The sequence below is a fragment of the Mesorhizobium sp. M2D.F.Ca.ET.226.01.1.1 genome, from assembly GCF_004022705.2.
GTDB lineage: Bacteria > Pseudomonadota > Alphaproteobacteria > Rhizobiales > Rhizobiaceae > Mesorhizobium.
In genome coordinates, this window is record NZ_RZOY02000009.1 from 107,854 (window position 1) to 130,610 (window position 22,757).

The 22,757-nt window shown below is 64.1% G+C and carries 20 protein-coding genes and 1 other RNA gene; 7 read left to right on the forward strand and 14 right to left on the reverse strand.

All coding sequences use genetic code 11. The features are described from left to right. The first annotated feature begins 354 nt into the window (after positions 1-354). On the forward strand, positions 355-1,608 hold the full coding sequence (locus EN869_RS21170; protein WP_127227655.1) for an FAD-dependent oxidoreductase: 1,254 nt from the start codon (positions 355-357) through the stop codon (positions 1,606-1,608). On the opposite strand, the gene EN869_RS21175 is transcribed toward EN869_RS21170, so the two are convergent. Further along, complete coding sequence (locus EN869_RS21175) at positions 1,605-2,882, reverse strand: 4-aminobutyrate--2-oxoglutarate transaminase (RefSeq protein ID WP_127227656.1); 1,278 nt, start codon at positions 2,880-2,882, stop codon at positions 1,605-1,607. The genes EN869_RS21170 and EN869_RS21175 overlap by 4 nt on opposite strands. A 328-nt stretch (positions 2,883-3,210) precedes the next feature. On the opposite strand from EN869_RS21175, the gene EN869_RS21180 reads away from it, so the two are divergent. The 3 genes from EN869_RS21180 to EN869_RS21190 are packed head-to-tail and all read left to right on the forward strand — an operon-like array spanning position 3,211 to position 8,443. Next, entirely contained in the window at positions 3,211-4,275 is a 1,065-nt protein-coding gene (locus EN869_RS21180) for an efflux RND transporter periplasmic adaptor subunit (protein ID WP_245489465.1), read from the forward strand. Then, a complete protein-coding gene (locus EN869_RS21185) occupies positions 4,272-5,345 on the forward strand; it encodes an efflux RND transporter periplasmic adaptor subunit (RefSeq protein WP_127227658.1) in 1,074 nt (357 codons plus the stop codon). Before EN869_RS21180 ends, EN869_RS21185 begins: the two co-directional genes overlap by 4 nt. Then, on the forward strand, positions 5,345-8,443 hold the full coding sequence (locus EN869_RS21190) for an efflux RND transporter permease subunit (RefSeq protein ID WP_127227659.1): 3,099 nt from the start codon (positions 5,345-5,347) through the stop codon (positions 8,441-8,443). The genes EN869_RS21185 and EN869_RS21190 overlap by 1 nt, the downstream gene beginning before the upstream one ends. On the opposite strand, the gene EN869_RS21195 is transcribed toward EN869_RS21190, so the two are convergent. From EN869_RS21195 to ffs, 12 genes are all read right to left on the reverse strand, one after another. After that, on the reverse strand, positions 8,440-8,769 hold the full coding sequence (locus EN869_RS21195) for a hypothetical protein (protein ID WP_127227660.1): 330 nt from the start codon (positions 8,767-8,769) through the stop codon (positions 8,440-8,442). The two genes, EN869_RS21190 and EN869_RS21195, sit on opposite strands and share 4 nt — an antisense overlap. A 28-nt stretch (positions 8,770-8,797) precedes the next feature. Then, positions 8,798-9,547 carry an ABC transporter ATP-binding protein gene (locus tag EN869_RS21200; protein ID WP_127227661.1) on the reverse strand — a complete coding sequence of 250 codons (750 nt, stop codon included), beginning with the start codon at positions 9,545-9,547 and terminating at the stop codon, positions 8,798-8,800. After that, positions 9,544-10,380 carry an ABC transporter ATP-binding protein gene (locus tag EN869_RS21205; RefSeq protein ID WP_127227662.1) on the reverse strand — a complete coding sequence of 279 codons (837 nt, stop codon included), beginning with the start codon at positions 10,378-10,380 and terminating at the stop codon, positions 9,544-9,546. The genes EN869_RS21200 and EN869_RS21205 overlap by 4 nt, the downstream gene beginning before the upstream one ends. A gap of 10 nt (positions 10,381-10,390) precedes the next feature. Beyond that, a complete protein-coding gene (gene nikC / locus EN869_RS21210) occupies positions 10,391-11,311 on the reverse strand; it encodes a nickel transporter permease (protein ID WP_127227663.1) in 921 nt (306 codons plus the stop codon). After that, on the reverse strand, positions 11,308-12,375 hold the full coding sequence (locus EN869_RS21215) for an ABC transporter permease (protein WP_127395043.1): 1,068 nt from the start codon (positions 12,373-12,375) through the stop codon (positions 11,308-11,310). The genes nikC and EN869_RS21215 overlap by 4 nt, the downstream gene beginning before the upstream one ends. An 18-nt stretch (positions 12,376-12,393) precedes the next feature. Further along, positions 12,394-14,025: an ABC transporter substrate-binding protein gene (locus EN869_RS21220; protein ID WP_127227665.1), complete on the reverse strand. Its 1,632-nt coding sequence runs from the start codon at positions 14,023-14,025 to the stop codon at positions 12,394-12,396. Positions 14,026-14,290: 265 nt separating this feature from the next. After that, the gene (locus tag EN869_RS21225) at positions 14,291-15,538 is read right to left on the reverse strand and encodes a lytic murein transglycosylase (protein ID WP_127227666.1); all 1,248 of its coding nucleotides are present in this window, start codon (positions 15,536-15,538) and stop codon (positions 14,291-14,293) included. A gap of 22 nt (positions 15,539-15,560) precedes the next feature. Next, positions 15,561-16,166 (reverse strand): recombination mediator RecR, encoded by a 606-nt coding sequence (gene recR / locus EN869_RS21230; protein ID WP_127227667.1) that lies wholly within the window; start codon positions 16,164-16,166, stop codon positions 15,561-15,563. A 99-nt stretch (positions 16,167-16,265) separates the two neighbouring features. Continuing rightward, entirely contained in the window at positions 16,266-17,249 is a 984-nt protein-coding gene (locus EN869_RS21235) for a cell wall hydrolase (RefSeq protein WP_127227668.1), read from the reverse strand. Positions 17,250-17,466: 217 nt separating this feature from the next. Beyond that, on the reverse strand, positions 17,467-17,790 hold the full coding sequence (locus EN869_RS21240; protein ID WP_040993963.1) for a YbaB/EbfC family nucleoid-associated protein: 324 nt from the start codon (positions 17,788-17,790) through the stop codon (positions 17,467-17,469). A 64-nt stretch (positions 17,791-17,854) separates the two neighbouring features. Further along, positions 17,855-19,666: a DNA polymerase III subunit gamma/tau gene (locus EN869_RS21245; RefSeq protein WP_127227669.1), complete on the reverse strand. Its 1,812-nt coding sequence runs from the start codon at positions 19,664-19,666 to the stop codon at positions 17,855-17,857. Positions 19,667-19,772: 106 nt separating this feature from the next. After that, positions 19,773-19,869: signal recognition particle sRNA small type (gene ffs, locus EN869_RS21250), an RNA gene on the reverse strand. Between the two features lie 179 nt (positions 19,870-20,048). On the opposite strand from ffs, the gene EN869_RS21255 reads away from it, so the two are divergent. The 3 genes from EN869_RS21255 to EN869_RS21265 are packed head-to-tail and all read left to right on the forward strand — an operon-like array spanning position 20,049 to position 21,757. Continuing rightward, positions 20,049-20,468, forward strand: a complete 420-nt coding sequence (locus EN869_RS21255; protein ID WP_127227670.1) for an HIT family protein — start codon at positions 20,049-20,051, stop codon at positions 20,466-20,468. A gap of 34 nt (positions 20,469-20,502) precedes the next feature. Beyond that, positions 20,503-21,444 carry an NAD(+) diphosphatase gene (gene nudC, locus EN869_RS21260; protein WP_127227671.1) on the forward strand — a complete coding sequence of 314 codons (942 nt, stop codon included), beginning with the start codon at positions 20,503-20,505 and terminating at the stop codon, positions 21,442-21,444. A 10-nt stretch (positions 21,445-21,454) separates the two neighbouring features. Further along, positions 21,455-21,757 (forward strand): Dabb family protein, encoded by a 303-nt coding sequence (locus EN869_RS21265; protein ID WP_112127997.1) that lies wholly within the window; start codon positions 21,455-21,457, stop codon positions 21,755-21,757. A gap of 129 nt (positions 21,758-21,886) precedes the next feature. Here the strand turns inward: EN869_RS21265 and EN869_RS21275 are convergent, their stop codons facing one another. Continuing rightward, the gene (locus EN869_RS21275; protein WP_127227673.1) at positions 21,887-22,750 is read right to left on the reverse strand and encodes a prephenate dehydratase; all 864 of its coding nucleotides are present in this window, start codon (positions 22,748-22,750) and stop codon (positions 21,887-21,889) included. Positions 22,751-22,757: the final 7 nt, after the last annotated feature.

The following is a 22,757-nucleotide window of genomic DNA, read 5'->3' on the forward strand; positions in this document are numbered from 1 at the left end:
ATGGTGGCCGCGCCGATGCGCGTTTCGCGATAAAAAGACACTCACTTGCCTCCAATCGAAAGGGTTCAAGGCCCAGACATCAAAGGGGATGCGCTTTGCGCGCAGCCCTCCATAAAGCGATGGATCGGCCGGAAGTCAACTGGTCTGACGGAGAAAAATCAATTGAAACAATAGTTTAGAATTATTCTAAACTACAAATGTCAACTTTAAGGTTGACCGAGACAGGGAAGTTCGCCGGTGGCCCGATTGACAGACAGCCGTTCTGGGTGCGACCCGATCGGCGGATCTTGCGGCGGCGGCAGACAATCGCCACCTGGCGCAAGGGCCTAGATTTCAAGGCAAAAAAGGATTGCGATGACGAACGGGGTTGTGATTGTCGGTGCGGGCCATGCCGGCGTGCAGGCGGCCGCCAGCCTGCGTGAAGAGGGCTACGAAGGACCCGTCGTCCTGATCGGCGACGAGAAGGAGCTGCCCTATCACAAGCCGCCGCTGTCCAAGACCTTCATCAAGGACCCGGAGGCCAAGCCGCAGCCTTTGCGCGGCGAGGCTTTTTATACGGGCAATGCCATCGATTTCCGGCCGGGCGTGCGCATCGACAGCATCGATGCCGGCGCGGGCCAGTTGAATGTTGCAGGCGGTGGAACGCTCGCCTTCGACCGGCTGATCCTGGCGACCGGCTCGCGGCCGCGCCTGCTCAAGCTCGACGGCGTCGACCTTGCCGGCGTGGTCTCGCTGCGCTCATTGGCCGATGCGCACCTGATCCGCGAGCTCAGCGCGCAAAGCGAGGATGTGGTCATTCTCGGCGGCGGCTTCATCGGACTGGAGATCGCGGCGACGCTGAGGGTCGCTGGCCGCAACGTCACCGTCGTCGAGGCGGTCGACCGGCTGCTCGGCCGCGCCGTGGCGCCGGTTATCGCCGCGCACGTGCGCCAGCGCCTGGAAGCGATCGGCGTGCGTATCCTGACCGGCACCACCGTCGTGCGTCTCGAAGGCGAAAACGGCCGTGTTTCAGCCGCCATTACATCAAGCGGCGAGCGGCTGCCGGCGCAGATGGTGATCATCGGCATCGGCGTGGTGCCCAATGTCGAACTGGCGGAAGCCGCGGGCCTCGCCATCGGCAACGGCATCCGTGTCGACCAGCATATGCAAAGCTCTGTTCCCGAAATCCTCGCCATCGGCGACGCGGCCTCCTACCGACACTGGTTTTCCGGCGGCGACGTGCGGTTGGAATCGGTGCAGAACGCCACCGACCAGGCGCGGCTCGCCGCGCGCACCATCCTCGGGCGCTTGGAGTCCTTCTCCGCCGTGCCGTGGTTCTGGTCGGATATCGGCGACATGAAGCTGCAGATGGTCGGCCTGACGCAAGGCGGGGACAGCCACGTGGTGCTCGGCGATCCCGCCGAGAATAAATTCTCGATCTACCACTATGCCGGCAACCGGCTGCTCGGTATCGAATCCGTCAACCGCCCGGCCGACCACATGCTTGGCCGCAAGATGCTCGGCGCTGGCTTCTCGCCGTCGCCACAGACCGTCGCGGGCGGGCCGGATGCGCTGAAGGCGGCGCTTGCGGCCTTCAGCGAAAGCGAGCCGGCAAGAGCCGCTGGTTAGGCCGCCCGCGCGTCGCGGATCGAGGTCTCCAGGATGTCCAGAGCCTCGGTCATGACGCCGTCCTGGATGGTGATCGGCGACAGGAAACGGATGACGTTGCCGTAGACACCGCAGGTGAGCAGGATGAGGCCCTTGTCCAGCGCCTTCAGCCTGACCGCATTAGCGAATTCGGCCGACGGCTGACCTTTCTTCACGTCGTTGAACTCGACCGCGTTCATGAAGCCCGGGCCGCGGATGTCGACGATCTCCGGCACGTCGTCGCGGATCGATTCCAGCCGCTGCTTCAGCCTGGCGCCCAGCGCATTGGCGCGGTCGCAGAGCTTTTCCTCCTCGATGACGTCGAGCACGGCGTGCGCCGCGGCGACGCCGATCGGGCTGCCGCCATATGTGCCGCCGAGGCCGCCGGGGCCAGGCGCGTCCATGATCTCGGCACGTCCGGTGACGGCCGACAGCGGAAAACCGCCGGCAAGGCTTTTCGCCATGGTGGTGAGATCGGCCGCCACGTCATGGTGATCCATGGCAAACATCTTGCCGGTGCGGGCAAAGCCGGTCTGCACCTCGTCGGCGACGAGCAGGATGCCGTGCTGGTCGCAGATCTTGCGCAGTGCGGTCATGAAATCGCGCGGCGCTTCGTAGAAACCGCCCTCGCCCTGGACCGGCTCGACGATGATGGCGGCCACCCGGTTCGGATCGACATCGGCCTTGAACAGCTTGTCGAGCGCGGCGAGCGAGTCCGCGACCGAAACGCCATGCAGCGCGATCGGGAACGGCGCGTGGAAGACATCGGCAGGCATGGCGCCGAAGCCGACCTTGTAAGGTACCACCTTGCCGGTCAGCGCCATGCCCATGAAGGTGCGGCCGTGGAAGCCGCCGGAAAAGGCGATGACGGCCTGGCGGCCGGTGGCGTTGCGGGCGATCTTGATGGCGTTCTCGACCGCCTCGGCGCCGGTGGTGACGAAGACCGTCTTCTTCTCGAACTTGCCGGGCAGCATGCCATTCAGCCGCTCCGCCAGCCGCACATAGCTTTCGTAAGGCACGACCTGGTGGCAGGTGTGGGTGAAGCGGTCGAGCTGCGCCTTGACCGCCTCGATGACCTTCGGGTGGCGGTGGCCGGTGTTGACCACGGCGATGCCGGACGAGAAGTCGATGTAACGGCGGCCCTCGACATCCCAGATTTCCGAATTCTCGGCGCGGTCGGCGTAGATCTGCGTCGTCATGCCGACGCCGCGCGAGATCGACTGGTTCTTGCGTTCGGAAATGGCTGAATTCTTCATCTTTTCCCTCATCGGGCCGTCCCTCATCGAGAACGGCCCCGTTCCGTTGATCGAAACCCTTCTGACCTTATTTCACGTTTTGCTCAAGTCGGCACTATGGCCCAGTCGATTGGGCCTGGCCAAGGCTGGGAAAGGCCTTTAACCAGCTTGCCGATACGCACCGCAGAAATGGTTTCCTTTTCCCGCCGATCGATTAATCTCGCTTCATCCGCGACGCGCCGCCGTCAGGAGCGGCTCCCACGGGTTGAGGGGAACCATGAACTGGAACGCGACATCGTCCGCCTTGCCGTCTTCGCCGCTCCGCCTTCCTTGTCGTTCAAGAACCTTGTTGCTGCTGGCCTGCGCCGGCGCGGCGCTTCTGGCAACCGGCTGCCAGAAGCAGCAGGCGGCGGACAAGAAACTGCCGGTGTTGGTGACCACGCAGAAGGTCGCCCTCGCGGACTATGCGCCTCGGACCTCGCTGACCGGCGTGATCGCGGCCCGCACGCTCAACAATCTATCGTTCCGGGTCGGCGGTCGCGTCGCCGAGCGGCTGGTCGATGTCGGCCAGCATGTCGACCAGGGCGCGGTGCTTGCGCGCATCGATCCGCAGGAACAGCAATCGGATCTGCGCTCGGCGCAGGCCGACCTTGATGCCGCACGGGCGCAGCTCACCCAAGCGACGGCCACTTATCAGCGGCAAAAGACGCTGCTTTCGCAAGGGTTTACGACGAGACGGGATTTCGACGTCGCCGACCAGACGCTGAAAGTGGCGCAAGGCAGCGTCGATGCCGCGCAGAGCGCCTTGGCCAATGCCAAGGAGAACCTTTCCTACACTGAGCTCAAGGCGGGCGCCGCCGGCGTCATCACGGCGCGCCAGGTCGAGGCCGGACAGGTGGTGCAGGCGGCGCAGACGGTGTTCACCGTCGCTGAGGACGGCGACCGTGACGCGGTCTTCAACGTACATGAAACGCTGGTTGTCCAGACACCTCCTTCTCCGGCGGTGACGATCACGCTGCTTTCCGACCCGCAGGTGCGCGCGACCGGCAAGGTGCGCGAGGTCTCACCGGCGGTCGATACCGCGTCGGGATCTATCCGAGTCAAGATCGGTATTCCCGATACACCTGCCGGCATGCCACTGGGTGCGGCCGTCATCGGCACGGTCAGCGCCAAGTCGGTCAAGGCCATCCTGTTGCCCTGGCAGGCGCTGACTTCGATCGCAGGCAAGCCCGCCGTCTGGATCGTCGATCCGTCGAGCAAGGCTGTAAGCACGGCGCCGGTCGAGGTGCTCGCCTTCGATTCCGGCGTGGTCGCCGTCGACAAGGGTTTGCAGGAGGGCCAGAGCGTCGTCACCGCCGGCGGGCAGTTGCTCAGCCCAGGACAGACGGTCGAGGTGGCGGGGGCGAGCCAATGAACCGGTTGCCGCACATCGCTTCCTTGCTGATCCTTGCTACGCTTGCCGCCTGCTCGCGTTCGGAAGAGAAGCTGCCGGATGTCATCCGGCCGGTTCTCTCGGTGGTGGTCGAGCCGAAGACCGTCGAGACGTTCGGCTTCGCCGGCTCGGTCGAACCGCAATACAGCGCCGACCTTGCCTTTCGCCTGCTCGGCCGCGTCGTCTCGCGCGACGTCAAGGTCGGCGATCTCGTCACCAAGGGCACGACGATCGCCGCGCTCGATCCGACGGCTCTGGAGCTCGCCGTCCAGGCCTCGAAAGCCGATCTGTCGAACGCCCAGGCACAGTTCATCAACGCCGCCGCCAGCGAGGATCGCCAGCGGCAATTGCTTGCCTCGGCCAACACATCGCAAGCCACGTTCGATGCCGCCAAACAAGCGCGGCAAGCGGCGGAAGCCGGTGTCGAGCGGGCCAATGCCGCTTTGGCCAAGTCGCAGGAGCAGCTCGGCTATGCCCGGCTGTTCTCCGATTTCGACGGCGTCGTCACAGCGGTCGGCGCCGAGGTCGGGCAGACCGTTTCGCCGGGACAGACGGTCGTCACGGTGGCGCGTACCGATCCCCGCGAGGCCGTGGTCGACATTCCCGACCAGCAGATCGGCGACCTCACCGTCGGGACGCCGTTCGAGATCATCCTGCAGTCGCTGCCGACCATCAAAACCGACGCCAAGCTGCGCGAGATCGCACCGCAATCGGAGGGCTCTACCCGCACCCGCCGCGTGCGGCTGACACTGGTCAATCCGCCGTCGGCCTTCCGGCTGGGCTCGACGATCACGGCAACGCGCATGACCAAGGTCACGCCGACGATCGAACTGCCGATGTCGGCGCTGCTCGAAAAGGACGGGTCGGAGAAAGTCTGGATCGTCGATCCGCAATCCTCCAGCGTGAGCGCGCGCGAGATCAAGGTCGCTTCGAAGAATGGCGGCTCCTTCACCCTGGCAGAGGGACTTGAAGCCGGCATGCGCGTCGTCACCGCCGGCGTCCACAGCCTGAGCGAAGGCCAGAAGGTCAAAGTGCCGGAGGGCGGCGTCTGATGAAGGGCTTCAACCTCTCCGACTGGGCGCTCAACCACCGCTCCATGGTCTGGTATTTCATGCTGGTCTTCGTGGTGGCCGGCATTTTCTCCTATCTCAATCTCGGCCGCGAGGAAGACCCCGCCTTCACGATCAAGACCATGATCATCCAGGCCAATTGGCCTGGTGCTTCGGTCAAGGAGACGGTGCAGCAGGTGACCGACCGCATCGAGAAGAAGCTCGAGGAGCTCGATAGCCTCGACTACACCAAATCCGTCACCACCGCCGGCCAGACCGTCGTCTTCGTCAACCTGAAGGACACCACCAAGGCCCGCGACGTCGTGCCCAACTGGCTTCAGGTGCGCAACATGGTCAACGACATCAGGGCGCAGTTTCCGCAAGGCGTGCAGGGACCGTTCTTCAACGACCGCTTCGGCGACGTCTTCGGCAACATCTACGCCTTCACCGCCGACGGGCTGACGCCGCGCCAATTGCGCGACTATGTCGAGGATGTCCGCACCAAGATCCTGACCGTGCCGAATGCCGGCAAGGTCGATCTGGTCGGCGCGCAGGACGAGGCGATCTATCTCGAGTTCTCGAGCCGGCAGATCGCCGCGCTCGGCCTCAACCAGCAGCAAATCGTCGCCAGCCTGCAGGCGCAGAACGCGATCACGCCCTCCGGCGTCATCGAGTCCGGACCGGAGCGCATCAGTGTGCGGGTCGGCGGACAGTTCACTTCCGAGGAGAGCCTGCGCGCCATCAATTTGCGCGTCAACGACCGCTTCTTCCGGTTAAGCGATGTGGCGACGATCAGGCGCGGCTATGTCGACCCGCCGACGACCCTGTTCCGTTTCAACGGCCAGGATGCGATCGGGCTTGCCATCGGCATGAAGCCCAACGCCAACCTGCTCAAATTCGGCGAGGCGCTGCATGAGGAGATGCAGAAGGTGCTTGCCGACCTGCCGGTCGGCGTCGGCGTGCATCTGGTGGCCGACCAGCCGGTCATCGTCGAGGAGGCTGTATCGGGCTTCACGCGGGCGCTGTTCGAGGCGGTGGCGATCGTGCTCGCGGTCTCCTTCATCAGCCTCGGCATGCGCGCCGGCTTCGTCGTGGCACTGTCGATCCCGCTGGTGCTGGCCATCACCTTCACGGTGATGGCCTATCTCGGCATCTCGCTGCAGCGCATTTCGCTCGGCGCCTTGATCATCGCGCTGGGATTATTGGTCGACGATGCGATGATCGCGGTCGAGATGATGGTGGCGCGGCTGGAGGTTGGAGACAGTCTGCGCAAGGCGGCGACCTATGTCTACACCTCGACCGCCTTCCCGATGCTGACCGGCACGCTGGTGACGGTCGCCGGCTTCATCCCGATCGGCCTCAACTCGAGCGCGGCGGGCGAGTACACCTTCACGCTGTTCGTCGTCATCGCGGTGTCGCTGCTGGTGTCATGGATCGTGGCGGTGCTGTTCGCGCCGCTGCTCGGCGTGACCATCCTGCCGGCGACGATGAAGGAGAAGCATCACGACCAGCCCGGACGCTTTACCTCGCTGTTCCGGCGCGTGCTTGTCTTGTCGGTGCGCCGCCACTGGCTGACCATTATCGTGACAGTGCTTCTGTTCGCGGCCTCGATCGCCGGCTTCGGGCTTGTGCAGCAGCAATTCTTCCCGCCTTCCGACCGGCCGGAACTGGTCGTCGACTGGAACCTGCCGCAGAACGCCTCGATCACCGATACGCGCGACCAGATGGGGCGCTTCGAACAGCGGGCGCTGGTGGGCAATCCCGACATCGATCATTTCAGCTCCTATATCGGCCAGGGCGCGGTGCGTTTCCTGCTTGCCTATGACGTGCAGCCGGCCAATCCCTATTTCGGCCAGACGGTGATCGTCACCAAGAGCATCGAGGCGCGCAACCGGGTGAAGCCGGCGCTGGAAAAGCTGCTGCGCGAGGAATTCGTCGGCACCGACGCCTTCGTCAAGCCGCTCGAGCTCGGGCCACCGGTCGGACGCCCTGTGCAATACCGCGTCGGCGGCCCCGACATCCAGACGGTGCGGGAACTCGCGCAACAATTCGCCGGCCTGATATCCGCCAATCCGAAGCTGGCAGCCCCCGCCTTCGACTGGAACGAGCCCCAGCGCGTGCTGAGGGTCGACGTGCTGCAGGACAAGGCGCGCCAGCTCGGCATCACCTCCTCCGACATCGCCAGCGCCCTGAACAGCACGGTCGGCGGCGCGACGATCACCCAGGTGCGCGACGCCACCTATCTGATCGATGTCGTTGCGCGCTCGCGCGAGGCGGACCGCAGCTCGATCTCGACGCTGCAGAACTTGCAATTGCCGACCGGCACCGGCGAGTCGATCCCGTTAGCGGCGATCGCCAACTTCCGCTACGACCTCGAGCAGCCGACAGTCTGGCGGCGCAACCGCACGCCGACGATCACCGTGCGCGCCGGCCTGGTCGGCGACGTGCTGCCGGCGACCGTCGTCAACGAACTGAAGCCGTCGGTCGACGGCTTCATCGCCAAGCTGCCACCCGGCTATTCGGTCGAGACCGCGGGCTCTGTGGAGGAAAGCGCCAAGAGCCAGGGACCGATCGCGGCCGTGGTGCCGCTGATGCTGTTCGTCATGGCGACCATCCTGATGGTGCAGTTGCAAAGCTTCCAGCGCCTGTTCCTGGTGGTGGCGGTTGCGCCGCTCGGCCTGATCGGCGTGGTGGCGGCGCTGGTGCCCAGCGGCGCCCCGCTTGGCTTCGTCGCCATTCTCGGCGTGTTGGCGCTGATCGGCATCCTGATCCGCAACTCGGTCATCCTGATCGTTCAGATCGAGGACCTGGTCGCCGAAGGCAAGGATCGCTGGGCGGCGGTCATCGAGGCGACCGAGCACCGCATGCGGCCGATCGCGCTGACTGCGGCAGCCGCCAGCCTGGCGCTGATCCCGATCGCGCGCGAAGTGTTTTGGGGCCCGATGGCCTACGCCATGATGGGCGGCATCATCGCCGGCACCGCGATCACGCTGCTGTTCCTGCCAGCGCTTTACGTGACGTGGTTCCGGATCAAGGAGCCGAAAGGCAGCGACGAGGCCCCGGTTTTGGAGACCAACAAACCGCTACAGAGCGCGACCTAAGTTCCTGCGGAGGCGTCGTTGTCATTGAAGCCTACGGGCGGCGATTTTGCCCGCTGCCAATGCGATGATTTCGAACTGCGCCAAGCGTCCCAGCCCTCCGGCAAATCGGCCAATTCCATGATGCTTTCGTCCCGCTGGACCACCTCCTGCAAGCCGACAAGGATTATGTCGCGTTCATCCCAATCACGCGTATCGCTGCCATAGAAGAGCCAACTGCCATCGTCTTCCATATGCGAAACATATGCGATCCAGTCGTCCCTGGAGAATATGCTCCTGTCCGCGAACACCGCGACATCGGGCGAATCCGAAAACTTCCACTCGCCCATGATATTCCCCCAAACAGTCCGAACGACGTCACGCCGTCCGCACAAACCCTTCGCTCGCCCTGAGCAGGTTGCGCGTATAATCCTCGCTGACCCGGTGCCCGATCAGCTGGCTCGCCGTCAGAGTTTCCACCGCATCGCCATTCTGCATCACCATCAGCCGCTCGCACATATGGGTGATGATGGCGAGGTCGTGGCTGACCATCAGGAAGGTCAGCTTGTGTCGCCGCCGTACCTCTTCGAGAAGGTTCAGCACCTCGGCTTGTACCGAGGCGTCGAGCGCCGAGGTCGGCTCGTCGAGCAACAGGATCGAGGGTTCGAGGATGAGCGCGCGCGCGATGGCGACGCGCTGGCGCTGGCCGCCGGACAGCTGGTGCGCGTAGCGGAAGCGGAAGCCTTTGCCGAGGCCGACCTCGTCCAACGCGCGCTCGATGCGCTTTTCGCCGTCGGCAATGCCGTGGATTGCCAAAGGCTCCTGCAGCAGGCGGTCGACCGTCTGGCGCGGATGCAGCGAGCCGTACGGATCCTGGAACACCATTTGCACGTCGCGGTAGAAGGCCTTGTCGCGGGTTTTGCCGAGGGCCTTGCCGTTGACTGTGATGGTGCCCGAGGCGACAGGCGCAAGGCCGGTGATTGCCCTCAGCAGCGTCGATTTTCCGGAACCGCTTTCACCGACCAGCCCGTAAGACTCGCCCTCGCGCACTTCCAGGCTGACGCCCTTCAATGCGCGAAAACGGTCGAAGACCACTTCCAAACCCTCGATGGCGACGGCGGCCGTCATGCAGCCCACTCCGGTTTGCGGTCGAGCACCGGCAACGGATGGCGCTCGAAACCGATCCTCGGCATGCAGTTGAGCAGGCCGCGCGTGTAGGGATGCTGGGCGTCGCGCAGTTCGGAGGCCTTGATCTGCTCGACAACCTTGCCGGCATACATGACGACGACCCTATCGCAGAAGGACGAAACCAGGCGCAAATCGTGCGAGATGAAGATCAGCCCCATGCCGCGCTCGGCGACGAGCTTGTCGAGGATCTTGAGCACGTCGAGCTGCACGGTCACGTCGAGCGCCGAAGTCGGCTCGTCGGCAATCATCAGCTCGGGTCCTGTGATCAGCATCATGGCGATCATGGCGCGCTGACCCATGCCGCCCGAGACCTCGTGCGGGTAAAGGTCGAAGACGCGGGCCGGATCGCGGATCTGCACCGCCTGCAGCATGGCCAGCGCCCGCTCGCGCGCATCGGCCTTGGAAACCTTTTCGTGCGTGCGCAGCGTCTCGACGATCTGGCGGCCGATGGTCATCACCGGATCCAGCGAATATTTCGGATCCTGCAGGATCATGGCGATGCGGTTTCCCCGCAGCGACCGGCGCTGACGGGATGAGATCGAGAGCAGTTCGATGCCACCAAAGGCGAGCTTCTTGGCCGAAACCTCCGCCTGCGGCGGGGTCAGCCCCATGATGGCGCGGCCGGTCTGCGACTTTCCGGAGCCGCTTTCGCCGACGATGCCGAGACGCTCGCGGCCGAGCGAGAAGGAGACGCCGCGCACCGCCTGCACGAGGCCGGTGCGCGTCGGAAAGGTGACACGCAGATCGTCGACTTCGAGGAGTGTGTCGCTCATTGGTCGCCACTCATTGGTCACCACTCCGGGGGTCGAGCGCGTCGCGCAGGCCATCGCCAAGCAGGTTGAAACCGAGGCTGACGATGAGGATCGCGGCACCAGGGGCCGCGGCCACCCACCACTGGTCGAGGATGAAGCGGCGGCCCGATGCAATCATCGCGCCCCATTCGGGCAGCGGCGGCTGCGCGCCGAGGCCGAGGAAGCCGAGGCCGGCGGCGGTGAGGATGATGCCAGCCATGTCCAGCGTCACCCGGATGATCAGAGAGGAGATGCAGAGCGGCATAATGTGGCGCAGTACGATGCGGAAGGACGAGGCGCCCATCAATTGCACCGCCTTGATGTAATCGGAGTTGCGCACCGTCAGCGTCTCGGCGCGGGCGATGCGCGCGTAAGGCGGCCAGGAGGTGATGGCGATCGCCAGCACCGCGTTCTCGATGCCCGGGCCGAGGGCGGCGACGAAAGCCAGCGCCAGCACCAGCTTGGGAAAGGCGAGGAAGATGTCGGTGATGCGCATCAGGATCGTGTCGGTCCAGCCGCCGGCGTAACCGGCGACCGTGCCGACCAAAAGGCCGATGGGCGCGGCGATGATGGCGACGAGGATGACGACATAAAGCGTCCAGCGCGAGCCGTAGACGATGCGCGAATAGATGTCGCGGCCGAGGTCATCGGTGCCGAACCAATGCTCAGCGCTCGGCGCTAGCAGGCGGGCGTTCTTCAGGTCGCCCACGGTCGCGGAATAGGGCGCCAGCACACCGGCAAGGGCTGCAACCACCATCAGTGCGAGGATGATGAGCAGCCCGACCAAAGCCAGCCGGTTGGCGGAAAATCGCCGCCAGGCGACATAGGCGCGGCCGAGTCTCGCCTGCACGCGTGAGGCTGGGCGGTCGCTAAGCAACCATTCGCGGCGTGACTGGATTGCCTCGGCGCTCATCCGACCTTCGTCCTCGGATCGAGCAGCCGGTAAAGCAGGTCCGACAGGAGGTTGATGGCGATGAAGACGGAACCGATGATGATGGTGCCGCCGAGCACGGCGTTCATGTCGGCGTTCGTGAGCGAATTGGTGATATAGAGGCCGATGCCCGGCCACGAGAAGACGGTCTCGGTCAGCACCGAGCCTTCGAGCAGGCTGGCATAGGAAAGCGCGATCACCGTCACCATCGGCACGGCGGCGTTGCGCAGCGCGTGGCCCCAGATGATACGCGTCTCCGACAGGCCCTTGGCGCGCGCGGCGACGATATATTCCTGCGCCAGCTCGTTCAGCATGAAGGAGCGGGTCATGCGGCTGATATAGGCGAGCGCGAAATAGCCAAGCAGCGCGGCCGGCAGGATGATGTGACGGTAGGCGTCGTAGAAGACGTCCCATTGGCCCTGCATGGCCGAGTCGAGCAGGTAGAATCCGGTGATCGGCGTGAAGGTATATTCGTAGACGACGTCGAGCCGCGCGGGAAAGGCGACCCATTGCAGCTTGGCGTAGAACAGGACGAGCCCGAGCAGTCCAAGCCAGAAGATCGGCACCGAATAGCCGATCAGGCCGATGATACGCGCGATCTGGTCGATCAGGCTGCCGCGCCTGACCGCGGCCAGCACGCCGAGCGGCACGCCAATGACGGCGCCGATCAGCGTGCCCAACGTCGCCAGCTCGATGGTTGCCGGAAAGACCCGGCGGATGTCGGACATCACCGGATTGGTGGTCAGCACGGAGGTGCCGAAGTCGCCTCTCAGCGCTGCTTTGACGTAGAGGTAGAACTGCTCGATCCAGGGCAGATCGAGACCCATCTCCCGGCGCGTGCGCTCGACGACAGCGGTGGGTGCGCGGTCGCCGAGCACCGCCAGCACCGGATCGATCGGGATGACGCGGCCGATGAAGAAGGTCACCGCGAGAAGACCGAGATAGGTCGTCACCGCGATGACCAGGAAGCGGCCAAGCGACGATAGAATGGCGACGGCACGGGCGCTGCCGCGCCCTGCCGCCACCTGGTTTTCAGCTATGCTCACGCGGGGCGCCCGAGGACGCTATTCCTTCGAGACCGGACCGACGAAGTTGGTGTCGAAGCTCGGGCCGAGCGCGAAGCCCTTGAGGTTCTTGCGCAGGCCCGCCACTTCCAGTTGCTGATGGATGATGACGAAGGGGCTGGTGTCGAGGATCTTCTTCTGCAGATCCTTGTACATGTCGGCGCGCTTGCCCGAATCCTTTTCGAGAAGCGCCGCCTCAGTCTCCTTGGTCAGGTCCGGAATGTCCCAGGCGTTGCGCCAGGCCAGCGTCTTGATCTTGGCGGCGTCGGAATTGTCCGGGTTCGAGGCAAAAGTCTGGGCGTTGGAGTTCGGATCGAAATAGTCCTGGCCCCAGTTGCCGATATAGATGTCGTGGTTGCGGGCGCGGTACTTGGTAAGCGTCTGCTTACCATCACCCGGAATGATCTCCAGCTTGATGCCGGCCTGGCCGAGCGTCTGCTGGATCGATTCCGCCATGCCCGTGGTCGGTTGGCCGACACGCACATCCATGGTTACCTTGAAACCGTCCGGCAGGCCTGCCTTGGCCAGCAGTTCCTTGGCCTTGGCGACGTCGAGCTTGAACGGGTTGTCGTCGATCGCGCCGAGGTCGCCCTTCGGCAGGAAGGACTGGTGGATCTCGCCGATGCCCTTGAGAATGGTGGTGCTCAGCGCGTCATAGTCGACCAGATATTTGAACGCCTGGCGAACCTCCGGCTTGGCGAGGTTCGGATTCTTCTGATTGAGGCTGATGTAATAGACCGTGCCCTTCGGCGCGCTTGTGGTGGTGAGGTCGGCGTTCTTGGCGATAGCGTCGAGGTCGTTCGGCTCGAGGTTGCGGGCGACGTCGATGTCGCCGGCTTCGAGCGCCAAGCGCTGTGCCGAGCTTTCCTTCATGTTGCGGTAGATGACGCGAGCGAGCTTGGCCTTCTCGCCATTGTAATTGTCGTTGCGCTCCAGAACGACGGCTTCGTTGGCGCGCCATTCGCGCAGCTTGTACTGGCCGGAGCCGGCATAGCCGGTCTTCAGCCAGGCATTGCCGAAGTCGTTGTCCCATTTGTAGTCGGCGCTGGGCGTGACGGCGGCGACATGCTCCTTGACCAGCTTGGCGTCGACGACGGAGGCGACGGTGGCCGACAGGCAGTTGAGCACGAAGCTCGGCGCATAGGCCTTGTCGACGACGAACTGGAAGGTGGTGTCGTCCACGGCCTTGGCTTTCTCGGTGACATTGTCGCCGCTGATGCCGAACTGGTTGATGATGAAGGCCGGGCTCTTGTCGAGCTTGATGGCGCGTTCGAAGGAATAGGCGACGTCGGCCGCGGTGATCGGATTGCCGGATGCGAACTTCATGCCGGGCTTGAGCTTGAAGGTGTAGGTCAGGCCGTCGTCGGACACGGTCCAGCTCTCGGCGAGGTCGGGCTTGACCTTGGAGGTGTCCTTGAGATCGAGACGGACCAGGAGATCATAAGTGTTGCCGGTGACTTCGGCCGTCGATAGCTCGAACGCCTCGCCCGGATCCATCGAGATGATGTCGTCGATGGCGAAGCCCTCGACCAGCGTATCGGCGGGCGTGACCGCGAAGGCAGGCGTTGCGAGAAGCGCAGTCATCGCCACACCCGCAAGCAAGCTACGGACGGCAAACTTTTCCAGCATCATGTGATCGTTCCCTGTTTTGTTGACCTGAGTTCCCGGCTCAGGGTTTGATTATTCTTTGCAAAGCCGGCAACGGCTTGGACCACTTACCGTCGTGGTTTTTGTCCAGTTGGTCAACTCCCTATTCGACGGTGCCCCGCTCCGCAACATGCATTTTGCGAGACGGCATATCGGACCTAACGGGCGGCGATCCGTCGACCCATGCGCCGGCTAAATGGAGCAGCCGATCCGAAAAAATTTGCCAGGGTCCGTGGCCATGAAGCAGCCGCTATTTCAGTTGCGCGACCAAGCCTGAGTCGGGAAAACAGGTGGCAGGCTTACCGTTCTTCGCCTGCCACACTCCGATCGAGCGGCGCGTCTTGAAGCCGGGCAGGCCGTCGGCATTGCCGACATCGTAGCCCTTGGCCTCCAGCGCGCGCTGCAGGGCGGCGATGTCGGAGCGGTGCAGATCGCCGACCGGCCCCCAGTTGCCAACGAAGGTGGCGTCGCCCTTGGCGATACGTTCGGCGGCATGCCCGATGAACAGGCCGTAGAGGTCGCTGTTGTTGTATTGCTTGATCACATAGAAATTCGGCGTGACGAGAAAGGCTGGGCCGCTGCGTCCTGCCGGCATGAGCAGAGAGCTTTCGGCCTTCATCTCGCTTGCCTGAAATGCCTTGTTATCGACGCGCCTGATGCCCATTGCCACCCAGTCGGATATCTTCTTGCCCTGGTCGGGCCCTTCGAGCGAGCAGGAGATACTGGCAGGCACCGTCACCTCGGTCCCCCAGCCGCGCCCCCTCACCCAGCCATAATGGACGAGGTAATTGGCGATCGAGGCGAGCACGTCGGGCGTCGAATTCCAGATGTCGGGCCGGCCGTCGCCGTCGAAGTCGACGGCATGCTTGAGGAACGATGTCGGCATGAATTGCGGCTGGCCGAGCGCCCCGGCCCAGGACGATTTCATCGCGTTGACCGGCGCCAGCCCACGCTCGACGATCTCGAGCGCCGCCAGCACCTCGGTGCGGAAGAAATCCTTTTTCGTCGACATGAAGGCCTTGGTGCCCAGCACCTCGAAGGCATCGTAAGGCATCCTGGCCGCGCCGAAGCCGGTCTCGCGACCCCAGATCGCCAGCACGATCTCGCCCGGCACGCCATAGCGCTTCTCGATCAGCCCGAGCACCCTTGAATTGGCGCTCTCGCGCGTGCGCCCGCCCGTGGTGACGGCGCGAACGATTTTTTCGGCGAAATAGTTGGCGGGCGGACCGAATTCGGACTGGTGCTGCTTTTCAGGTGTGGTCGGCGTCTCACCGGGCATCACGAGGTCCGGCAGGCTCAAATTCGGCTTCACGCCAAGGAACGCCTCATCGAAGGTTTTCTTGGAGATGCCTTTGGACTTGGCCTCCGGCCAGAGGTCGGTTTGCAGCCATGAGCGGAACTGGTCGTCGATGGGTGCGGCGTGGGTCGGGGTGGTGAAAAAGAAAGCCAAAGCGGCCAGCAAGAAAACAGTGGCGAGCGCGCGAAGGAATGCTGTCATTTCCAAGCTGCCCCCAATTCCCTCAAAACACCGTCCGCGACCTGAGCGCCGCGGCTAGCGTTCCCTCGTCGAGATAATCCAGTTCGCCGCCGACGGGCACGCCATGCGCCAGCCGCGTCACCTTCACATCGAAGCCGGACAGCTGATCGGTGAGATAGTGCGCCGTGGTCTGCCCCTCGACGGTCGCGTTGACGGCAAGGATCACTTCCTTCACCTCGCCGCCGGCCACGCGGTCGACCAGCGAGCGGATGTTGAGCTGGTCCGGGCCAATGCCGTCGAGCGGCGACAGTGTGCCGCCGAGCACATGGTAGCGCGTGTTCATGGCTGCCGCCCGCTCCAGCGCCCACAGGTCCGAGACGTCCTCGACGACGATCAGCGTGCCGGCATCGCGGCGCGGATCGGTGCAGATCATGCAAGGATCGGAGGTATCGACATTGCCGCAGGTCGAGCAGATGCGCACCTTGTCGACCGCCTCGCCCATGGCGGCGGCCAAAGGCTCGAGCAGTTGCTCCTTCTTCTTAATGAGATGGAGTGCCGCGCGCCGCGCCGAACGCGGCCCGAGCCCCGGCACCTTGGCCAGGAGCTGGATCAGGCGTTCGATTTCCGGTCCGGCGATTCTCTTCGACATCGCCTTGATCTAGGATTTTTCAGCGCGGTTTGGAACAGGCCCGACGACACGAGGCCCGCCATGCTGCCATGGCGGGCCCTCTGTCGAATGCAATCGGGTTCAGTTGATTTCGAGCGGCCGGTCCTGGCTAGCGATCATCGCGCCGATGGCGTCGGTGTTCTCAGGCGTCGACTGGAAGCCCATCGTGGCTTCCTGCGGCGCGTTGGGCACGGAGGTGATGTAGCGGCCCTTGATCGTACCGCCGAAACGCGAGGCGTCCGGTTCGGCCATCGGCTCCTGCATCGCCACGACCGTCTGCTTTTGAACGAGGCGGCCGGATTTCTGCGACGGCGCCGCGGCGGCCGTCACATAGGTCTGCTGCGCCGGAACGATTGCCGTGGCCGGAAGCGTCGGTTCGGCCGCGTCCGTCGCGACCTGCTTGGCCGGATCGGACCGTACGATCGTCTTGACCACCGGCTCGGCCGAAGCCATCAGCACGGGAGCGGTAGGATCGATCTTCTGCTGCTTGTCGGAGGCCATGGCGACCATCGGCTCGTCCGGCAGCGGCTGCCAGTTGCGGCCCCGCTTCTCATAAAAGGCGTTGCCGCCGGCCACCATGGTGTAATGCATGTTCTTGTAAGGGAAGTGCAGGCCGGCGGTGTGGAAATACATCGTGTTCTTGAGCTTGGCCTTGCGCTCGCCCTTGAGCACGGCATCCGCCGCTGCTTCGACATCTGGCAGCGCCCGCGAATTCATCGGCCGCGTCAGCACGCCCGGAGCGAACTGGCCCGGCTCGCCGACCACCTCGCAGATGGTGTTGCCGTGCTGGCCCGAGCGCAGCCGGTTCATGACCACCGTGCCGACGGCGATCATGCCGTCGCGGCTCGACCGGTTGGACTCGAAGAACATCGCCCTTTGCAGGCATTCCTTGTCCTTCAGCGAGTGGCTGGTACGGGTGGTGAGAAAGCTCGGCGTGAGTGCGTCGGTCAGGCCCAACACCGACATGCCATGGGAGGAAGTGGTCTGGCTGCAGCCGGCCAGGAGCAAGGGGGAAGCGGCGATGCCGATAAGCAGCAGCGGCGTCTTCCATCGCGTCGCGATCACCAAAAAAGCCTCATGTCCAGATGCCAGCCCGCCCCGAGATGTGGCAAGAATGAGACTCTTTCGGGCAAAAAGATGGCTAGAGGGTTAGCAACTTCTGGACTTGGGTAAAACTTTATGAATGTCGCGAAATGAGCTCGTGAGCATTGCCGGCAAAATGGTTAACAACGCGCTCAGCGCTCGATTTCCGTTCATAATCAATTAACTGGCGGACGCCGGCTCAGAACGGCAATTTCATTCCAGGCGGAATCGGCAAGCCTGCCGTCAACGCCTTGGTCTTCTCCTGCATGACCTGCTCGACCTTATTTTTGGCGTCATTGTGGGCGGCCAGGATGAGGTCCTCGAGGATCTCGGCCTCGTCGGCCTTGATCAGCGACGGATCGATCTTCAGCGCCTTCATTTCGAACTTGCCGGTGAGCGTGATGCTGACCAGGCCGCCGCCGGCCTGGCCGGTGGCTTCGAGCGTGGCGATCTCATCCTGCATGGCCTGGAACTTGGCCTGCATTTCCTTCGCCTTGCCCATCAGGCCGAGAAGATCTTTCATCCTTGTGGTTCCTCTTTGTTTGCTTGCAGGTGTGATCCGACCGGAATCGGCCGTGGATCATGCTCTAGATTTCGTCGTCGTCGGCCGCGGGCTCGACCGGCACCTCGGCCTCTTCCACGTCCGGTACGTCCGGGATGCGCACGTCGATGATCTTGGCGCCGGGAAAGCGGGCCAGAATGGCGGCGACCGTCGGATCGCTCCTGGCATCGGAGAAGGCGTTCTCGCGCTTCGTCGTCTCCATTTCGGCCAATGTCTGGCCGCCCTCTTCCTTCGACAGCGACACCAACCAGTTGCGGCCGGTCCAGGCGCGCAGCTTGGTGGTCAGATCGTTGAGCAGCATCTTTGGCGCGTCGTCGGTCAGCGTGACGTCGAGACGGCCGGGCTCGATACGAACCGGACGCACGCAGCGCTTCAGCAACACCTTGAAGGCCATGTCGCGATTGGCATCGGCAAGCGCGACGATATCGGCCAGCGATTTGACCGGAACGACAGGCGTCTCGGCGACCGGCTCCGGCGCCGCAACGAAGGCCTCCGGCACCGGCTGCGCTTCGACCAGACGCATGGTCTGCGCGCCGCCGGCGGAGGACGGCATCCGGGCCTGGGCGACGGCGCTTGCGCCGCTGCCATTGCCCGGATTTGCCGGGGCACCATTGCCGCGCGGCGCGCCGTTCGGCAGCGGCCCCGCGCCTTCCAGCGATTTCAGCGCCTCGTCCAGCGTCGGCAGGTCGGCGGCATGCGCCAGGCGTATCAGCACCATCTCGCCGGCGCTGACCGGGCGGTTGGACGACTGCACCTCGGGAATGCCCTTGAGCAGCATTTGCCAGGTCCGCGACAGCACCCGCACCGAAAGCGTGCCAGCGAATTCGGCGCCGCGCCGGCGCTCATCCTCGGAAAGCGAGGCATCGTTGGCGGCTGAAGGCACGAAGCGCAGCCGGGTGACCAGATGGTTGAATTCGGCAAGATCGGTCAGCACCGCGGCCGGATCGGCACCGGTGTCGTATTGCGCGCGGAATTCGGCAAGCGCCGCCGCCACATCGCCTTTCATGACATGCTCGAACAGGTCGATGATGCGGGCGCGGTCAGCCAAGCCCAGCATGGCGCGCACGGCATCGGCGCTGACGGTGCCGCTGCCATGGGCGATCGCCTGGTCGAGGATGGAAAGCGAATCGCGCGCCGAGCCCTCGGCGGCGCGCGCGATCATCGCCAGCGCGTCGTCGTCGACGGAAATGCCTTCCTTGGCGGCAATCGAGGACAGATGCGCGACCAGCGCGCCGGCATCGATGCGGCGCAGGTCGAAGCGCTGGCAGCGCGACAGGACCGTGATCGGCACCTTGCGGATCTCGGTGGTGGCGAAGATGAATTTGACATGCGGCGGCGGCTCTTCCAGCGTCTTCAACAGGCCGTTGAAGGCCTGAGTGGAGAGCATGTGCACTTCGTCGATGATGTAGACCTTGTAGCGGGCCGAGACCGGCGCGTAACGCACGCGGTCGATGATGTCGCGGATATCGTCGATGCCGGTGTGCGAGGCGGCGTCCATCTCGATGACGTCGACATGGCGGCCTTCCATGATCGCCTGGCAATGCTCGCCAGGGATGGAAAGATCGACGGAGGGCTGGTCGACGGTCGCGGTCTTGTAGTTGAGCGCCCGCGCGAGAATCCGCGCGGTGGTCGTCTTGCCGACACCGCGCACGCCGGTCAGCATCCAGGCTTGGGCGATGCGGCCGGTGGCGAATGCATTGGTGAGCGTGCGGACCATCGGCTCCTGGCCGATCAGCTCGGAAAAGTTCGATGGGCGATATTTGCGCGCCAGGACGCGATAGGCGCCGGCCTTACCTGCATCCAGGCTTTCTGGCCCCAAATTTCCGGCTTCGCTCATTCGCCGTCAAAAGCTCCCAGGACCGCGACGGAAGGCGGCCGATTCCTGCGCATAGTCTCGCCCGCACGGCTTGGCGCCGTCAATGTCGCGGGAGAAAGGCGAAGAGGCGGGAGGCTGGAACAATGACCCGTTCCGGGCTCGTTAGGGCTGCTTCCTTCCGGACCTGACCCGGTTGGCGAGTGGATCGTCCACCACCAACCTCCCAGGCTCCATATCGGCAATTCAGCGGCGAAATGCAAGGGGAGAGCCGGAACCTGCGGCCTATGGAGACCGGGAAGTCCTTCAAATCGCCAAGAGCGGTCAATGAATCGCTTGCAGCCACCTTGCCGCCGCTCTAGCGTTCCCCGGTTTGAAGAATGATACAAAAACAAAGGAAACGCCCATGCTGCCTGGCCTCAAGGCCGGATTCACGCTGGACGCCCGGCTGGAGGCGGACAGCGAGCAGCTCATGTGGCTTGGCCTTTGCGAGCTCAGGCTGATGAACGACCGCCGCTGGCCGTGGCTGGTGCTGGTGCCCCAACGGCCCGGCGTGGAGGAGATCCACGAAATGACGCCGCTCGACCAGGCGATGCTGACCTTCGAGACCAATATGGTGGCGCAGGCCCTGAAGCGGGCGACCGGCTGCACCAAGATCAACACCGGCGCGCTCGGCAACATCGTGCGTCAGCTGCACGTCCATGTCGTCGCCCGCTCCGAGGGCGATCCCGGCTGGCCGGGTCCAGTCTGGGGGCACGGCATACGCGAACCCTACCAGCGCTCCGATATCAGGCGGTTTGCCGAAACGATCAAGGCGGCGCTATAAGCTGACCAGTGTTCACCTGCATACCTGAGTCCCCATGAGCTTTCGCCTGTTTGACGCGCCCTTGCGCGAGCCGAGCCAGTTTGTTGGTTTCGCCGGCAACCGGATCGACCGGCAATCCGAAAACCGCGCTGACGATGTGGTCGAAAAGGCGCTCGCCGACCCGGCCGCGTGGCTGATGCTGATGCATGCTGGCCGGCTCTACCTCAAACTCGAGGACGGCAAGTTCGACCCGTGGTTCAAGGCGGATGAAAGCCAGGCTTTCGAGGTTTCGCTCGGCCAAGGCGTGCTGCTTGGCCTTTCCGACAGCGGGCCGGTGCTGGCGGTGCCCGCCGGCCTCGAGCCGGAACAATTGCCCGCGACGATCAAGGCGATCGACTACCGTTCCGTCTACATGCAAGGGCTGATCGACGAGGAGGCCGCCGGCGCGCTGGCGCAGGGTGCCGCACTGCTCGCCTGGCATGCCAGCCACGCCTTCTGCTCGAAATGCGGCAATCGTTCGGAGATGCGCGCCGGCGGCTACAGGCGGCATTGCCCTGCCTGCGGCACCGACCACTTCCCGCGTACAGACCCGGTGGCGATCATGCTGACGGTGACGCGCGAGAAATGCCTGCTGGGGCGCGGCAAGCATTTCGCGCCGGGCATGTATTCAGCCCTTGCCGGCTTCATCGAGCCGGGCGAGACGATCGAAGCGGCGGTGCGGCGCGAGACGCTGGAGGAGGCGGGCATCCGGCTCGGGCGCGTCGTCTACCATGCCAGCCAGCCCTGGCCGTTCCCCTATTCGCTGATGATCGGCTGCTTCGGCGAGCCGCTGAATGAGGATATCCAGGCCGACCTCAACGAGTTGGAGGACTGCCGCTGGTTCCCGCGCGACGAAGTGCGCACGATGCTGGACAGGCAGCATGCCGACGGCTTGATCACACCGCCGAAGGGGGCGATCGCCCACCACCTCATCCGCGCCTGGGTCGACAACGAATAGGAGCGCAAGAATGATCCGTCACACCGTCGTTTTCACCTTGAAGCACGAGCCGCATTCGCTGGAGACGAAGCGCTTCCTCCACGATGCGAAAAAGATCCTCACCGGGATCAAGGGCGTTACGCATTTCGAGCAGTTGCGCCAGGTGAGCCCCAAGAACGACTACCAGTTCGGCTTCTCGATGGAGTTCGCCGACCAGGCGGCCTATACGCGCTACAACGAGCATCCCGACCACGTCGCCTTCGTGCGCGACCGTTGGGTGCCCGAGGTGGAGAAGTTTATGGAGATTGATTACGTGCCGCTGGGGTTCGGCTGAAAATTCAGGTGACGCCGGCCTGCAAATGGCGGCTGCTTCGCTTCCGGTGCTCACGTACTTCAAGTACGCTCCGCTCCGGTTCTCGGAGGCCACCATTTTCGACTCGGCCTGACCTGAATTGCGCTGGCGCTAGTCCGCTACTTTCCACTGCTCGCGCGAGGCGCTGGCCGGATAGACGCCGAGGATGCGCATTTCGCGCGAGAAGAAGCGTAATTCGTCCAGCGCCAGCTTGACCAGCGGATCGTCGGGATGGCCCTCGATGTCGGCATAGAACAGCGTCGCGGTGAAGGCCCCTAACTGGTAGCTCTCCAGCTTGGTCATGTTGATGCCGTTGGTGGCGAAGCCGCCCATGGCCTTGTAGAGCGCGGCCGGCACGTTGCGGACGCGGAAGATGAAGGTCGTCATCATCTTGGCGTCGGGCGCTGGGCGCTCCACCCATTGCTTGTTCTTGGTCAAGACGACGAAGCGGGTGACGTTGGAGTCGGTGTCTTCGACATTCTTCTCGATGATGTCGAGGCCGTAGAGCTCGGCGGCCAGAGCCGGCGCCAGCGAGGCCATGGTGCGATCCCTGACCTCGGAGACCATCTTGGCCGAACCCGCCGTGTCGCCCGCGACCACCGGCCTCCAGCCGTTCTTGCGGATATATTTGCGGCACTGGCCGAGCGCATGGATATGGCTGTGCACGGTCTTGATCTCTTCGCGCTTCACGCCCGGCAGCACCATCAGCTGGAAGTGGATCGGCAGGAAATACTCGCCGACGATGTGCAGCCTCGACTCCGGCAACAGGTGATGGATGTCGGCGACGCGGCCGGCGATTGTGTTCTCGATCGGGATCATGGCGAGTTCGGCCTTGCCGGTCTCGACCGCATTGAAGGCATCCTCGAAGGTCGGGCAAGGCAACGGCTCCATCGACGGGAACATGTTGCGGCAGGCGGTGTCGGAGTTGGCGCCGGGCTCGCCCTGGAAGGAGATTCGGTTGGTCTTGGCGGTCATGCTTATG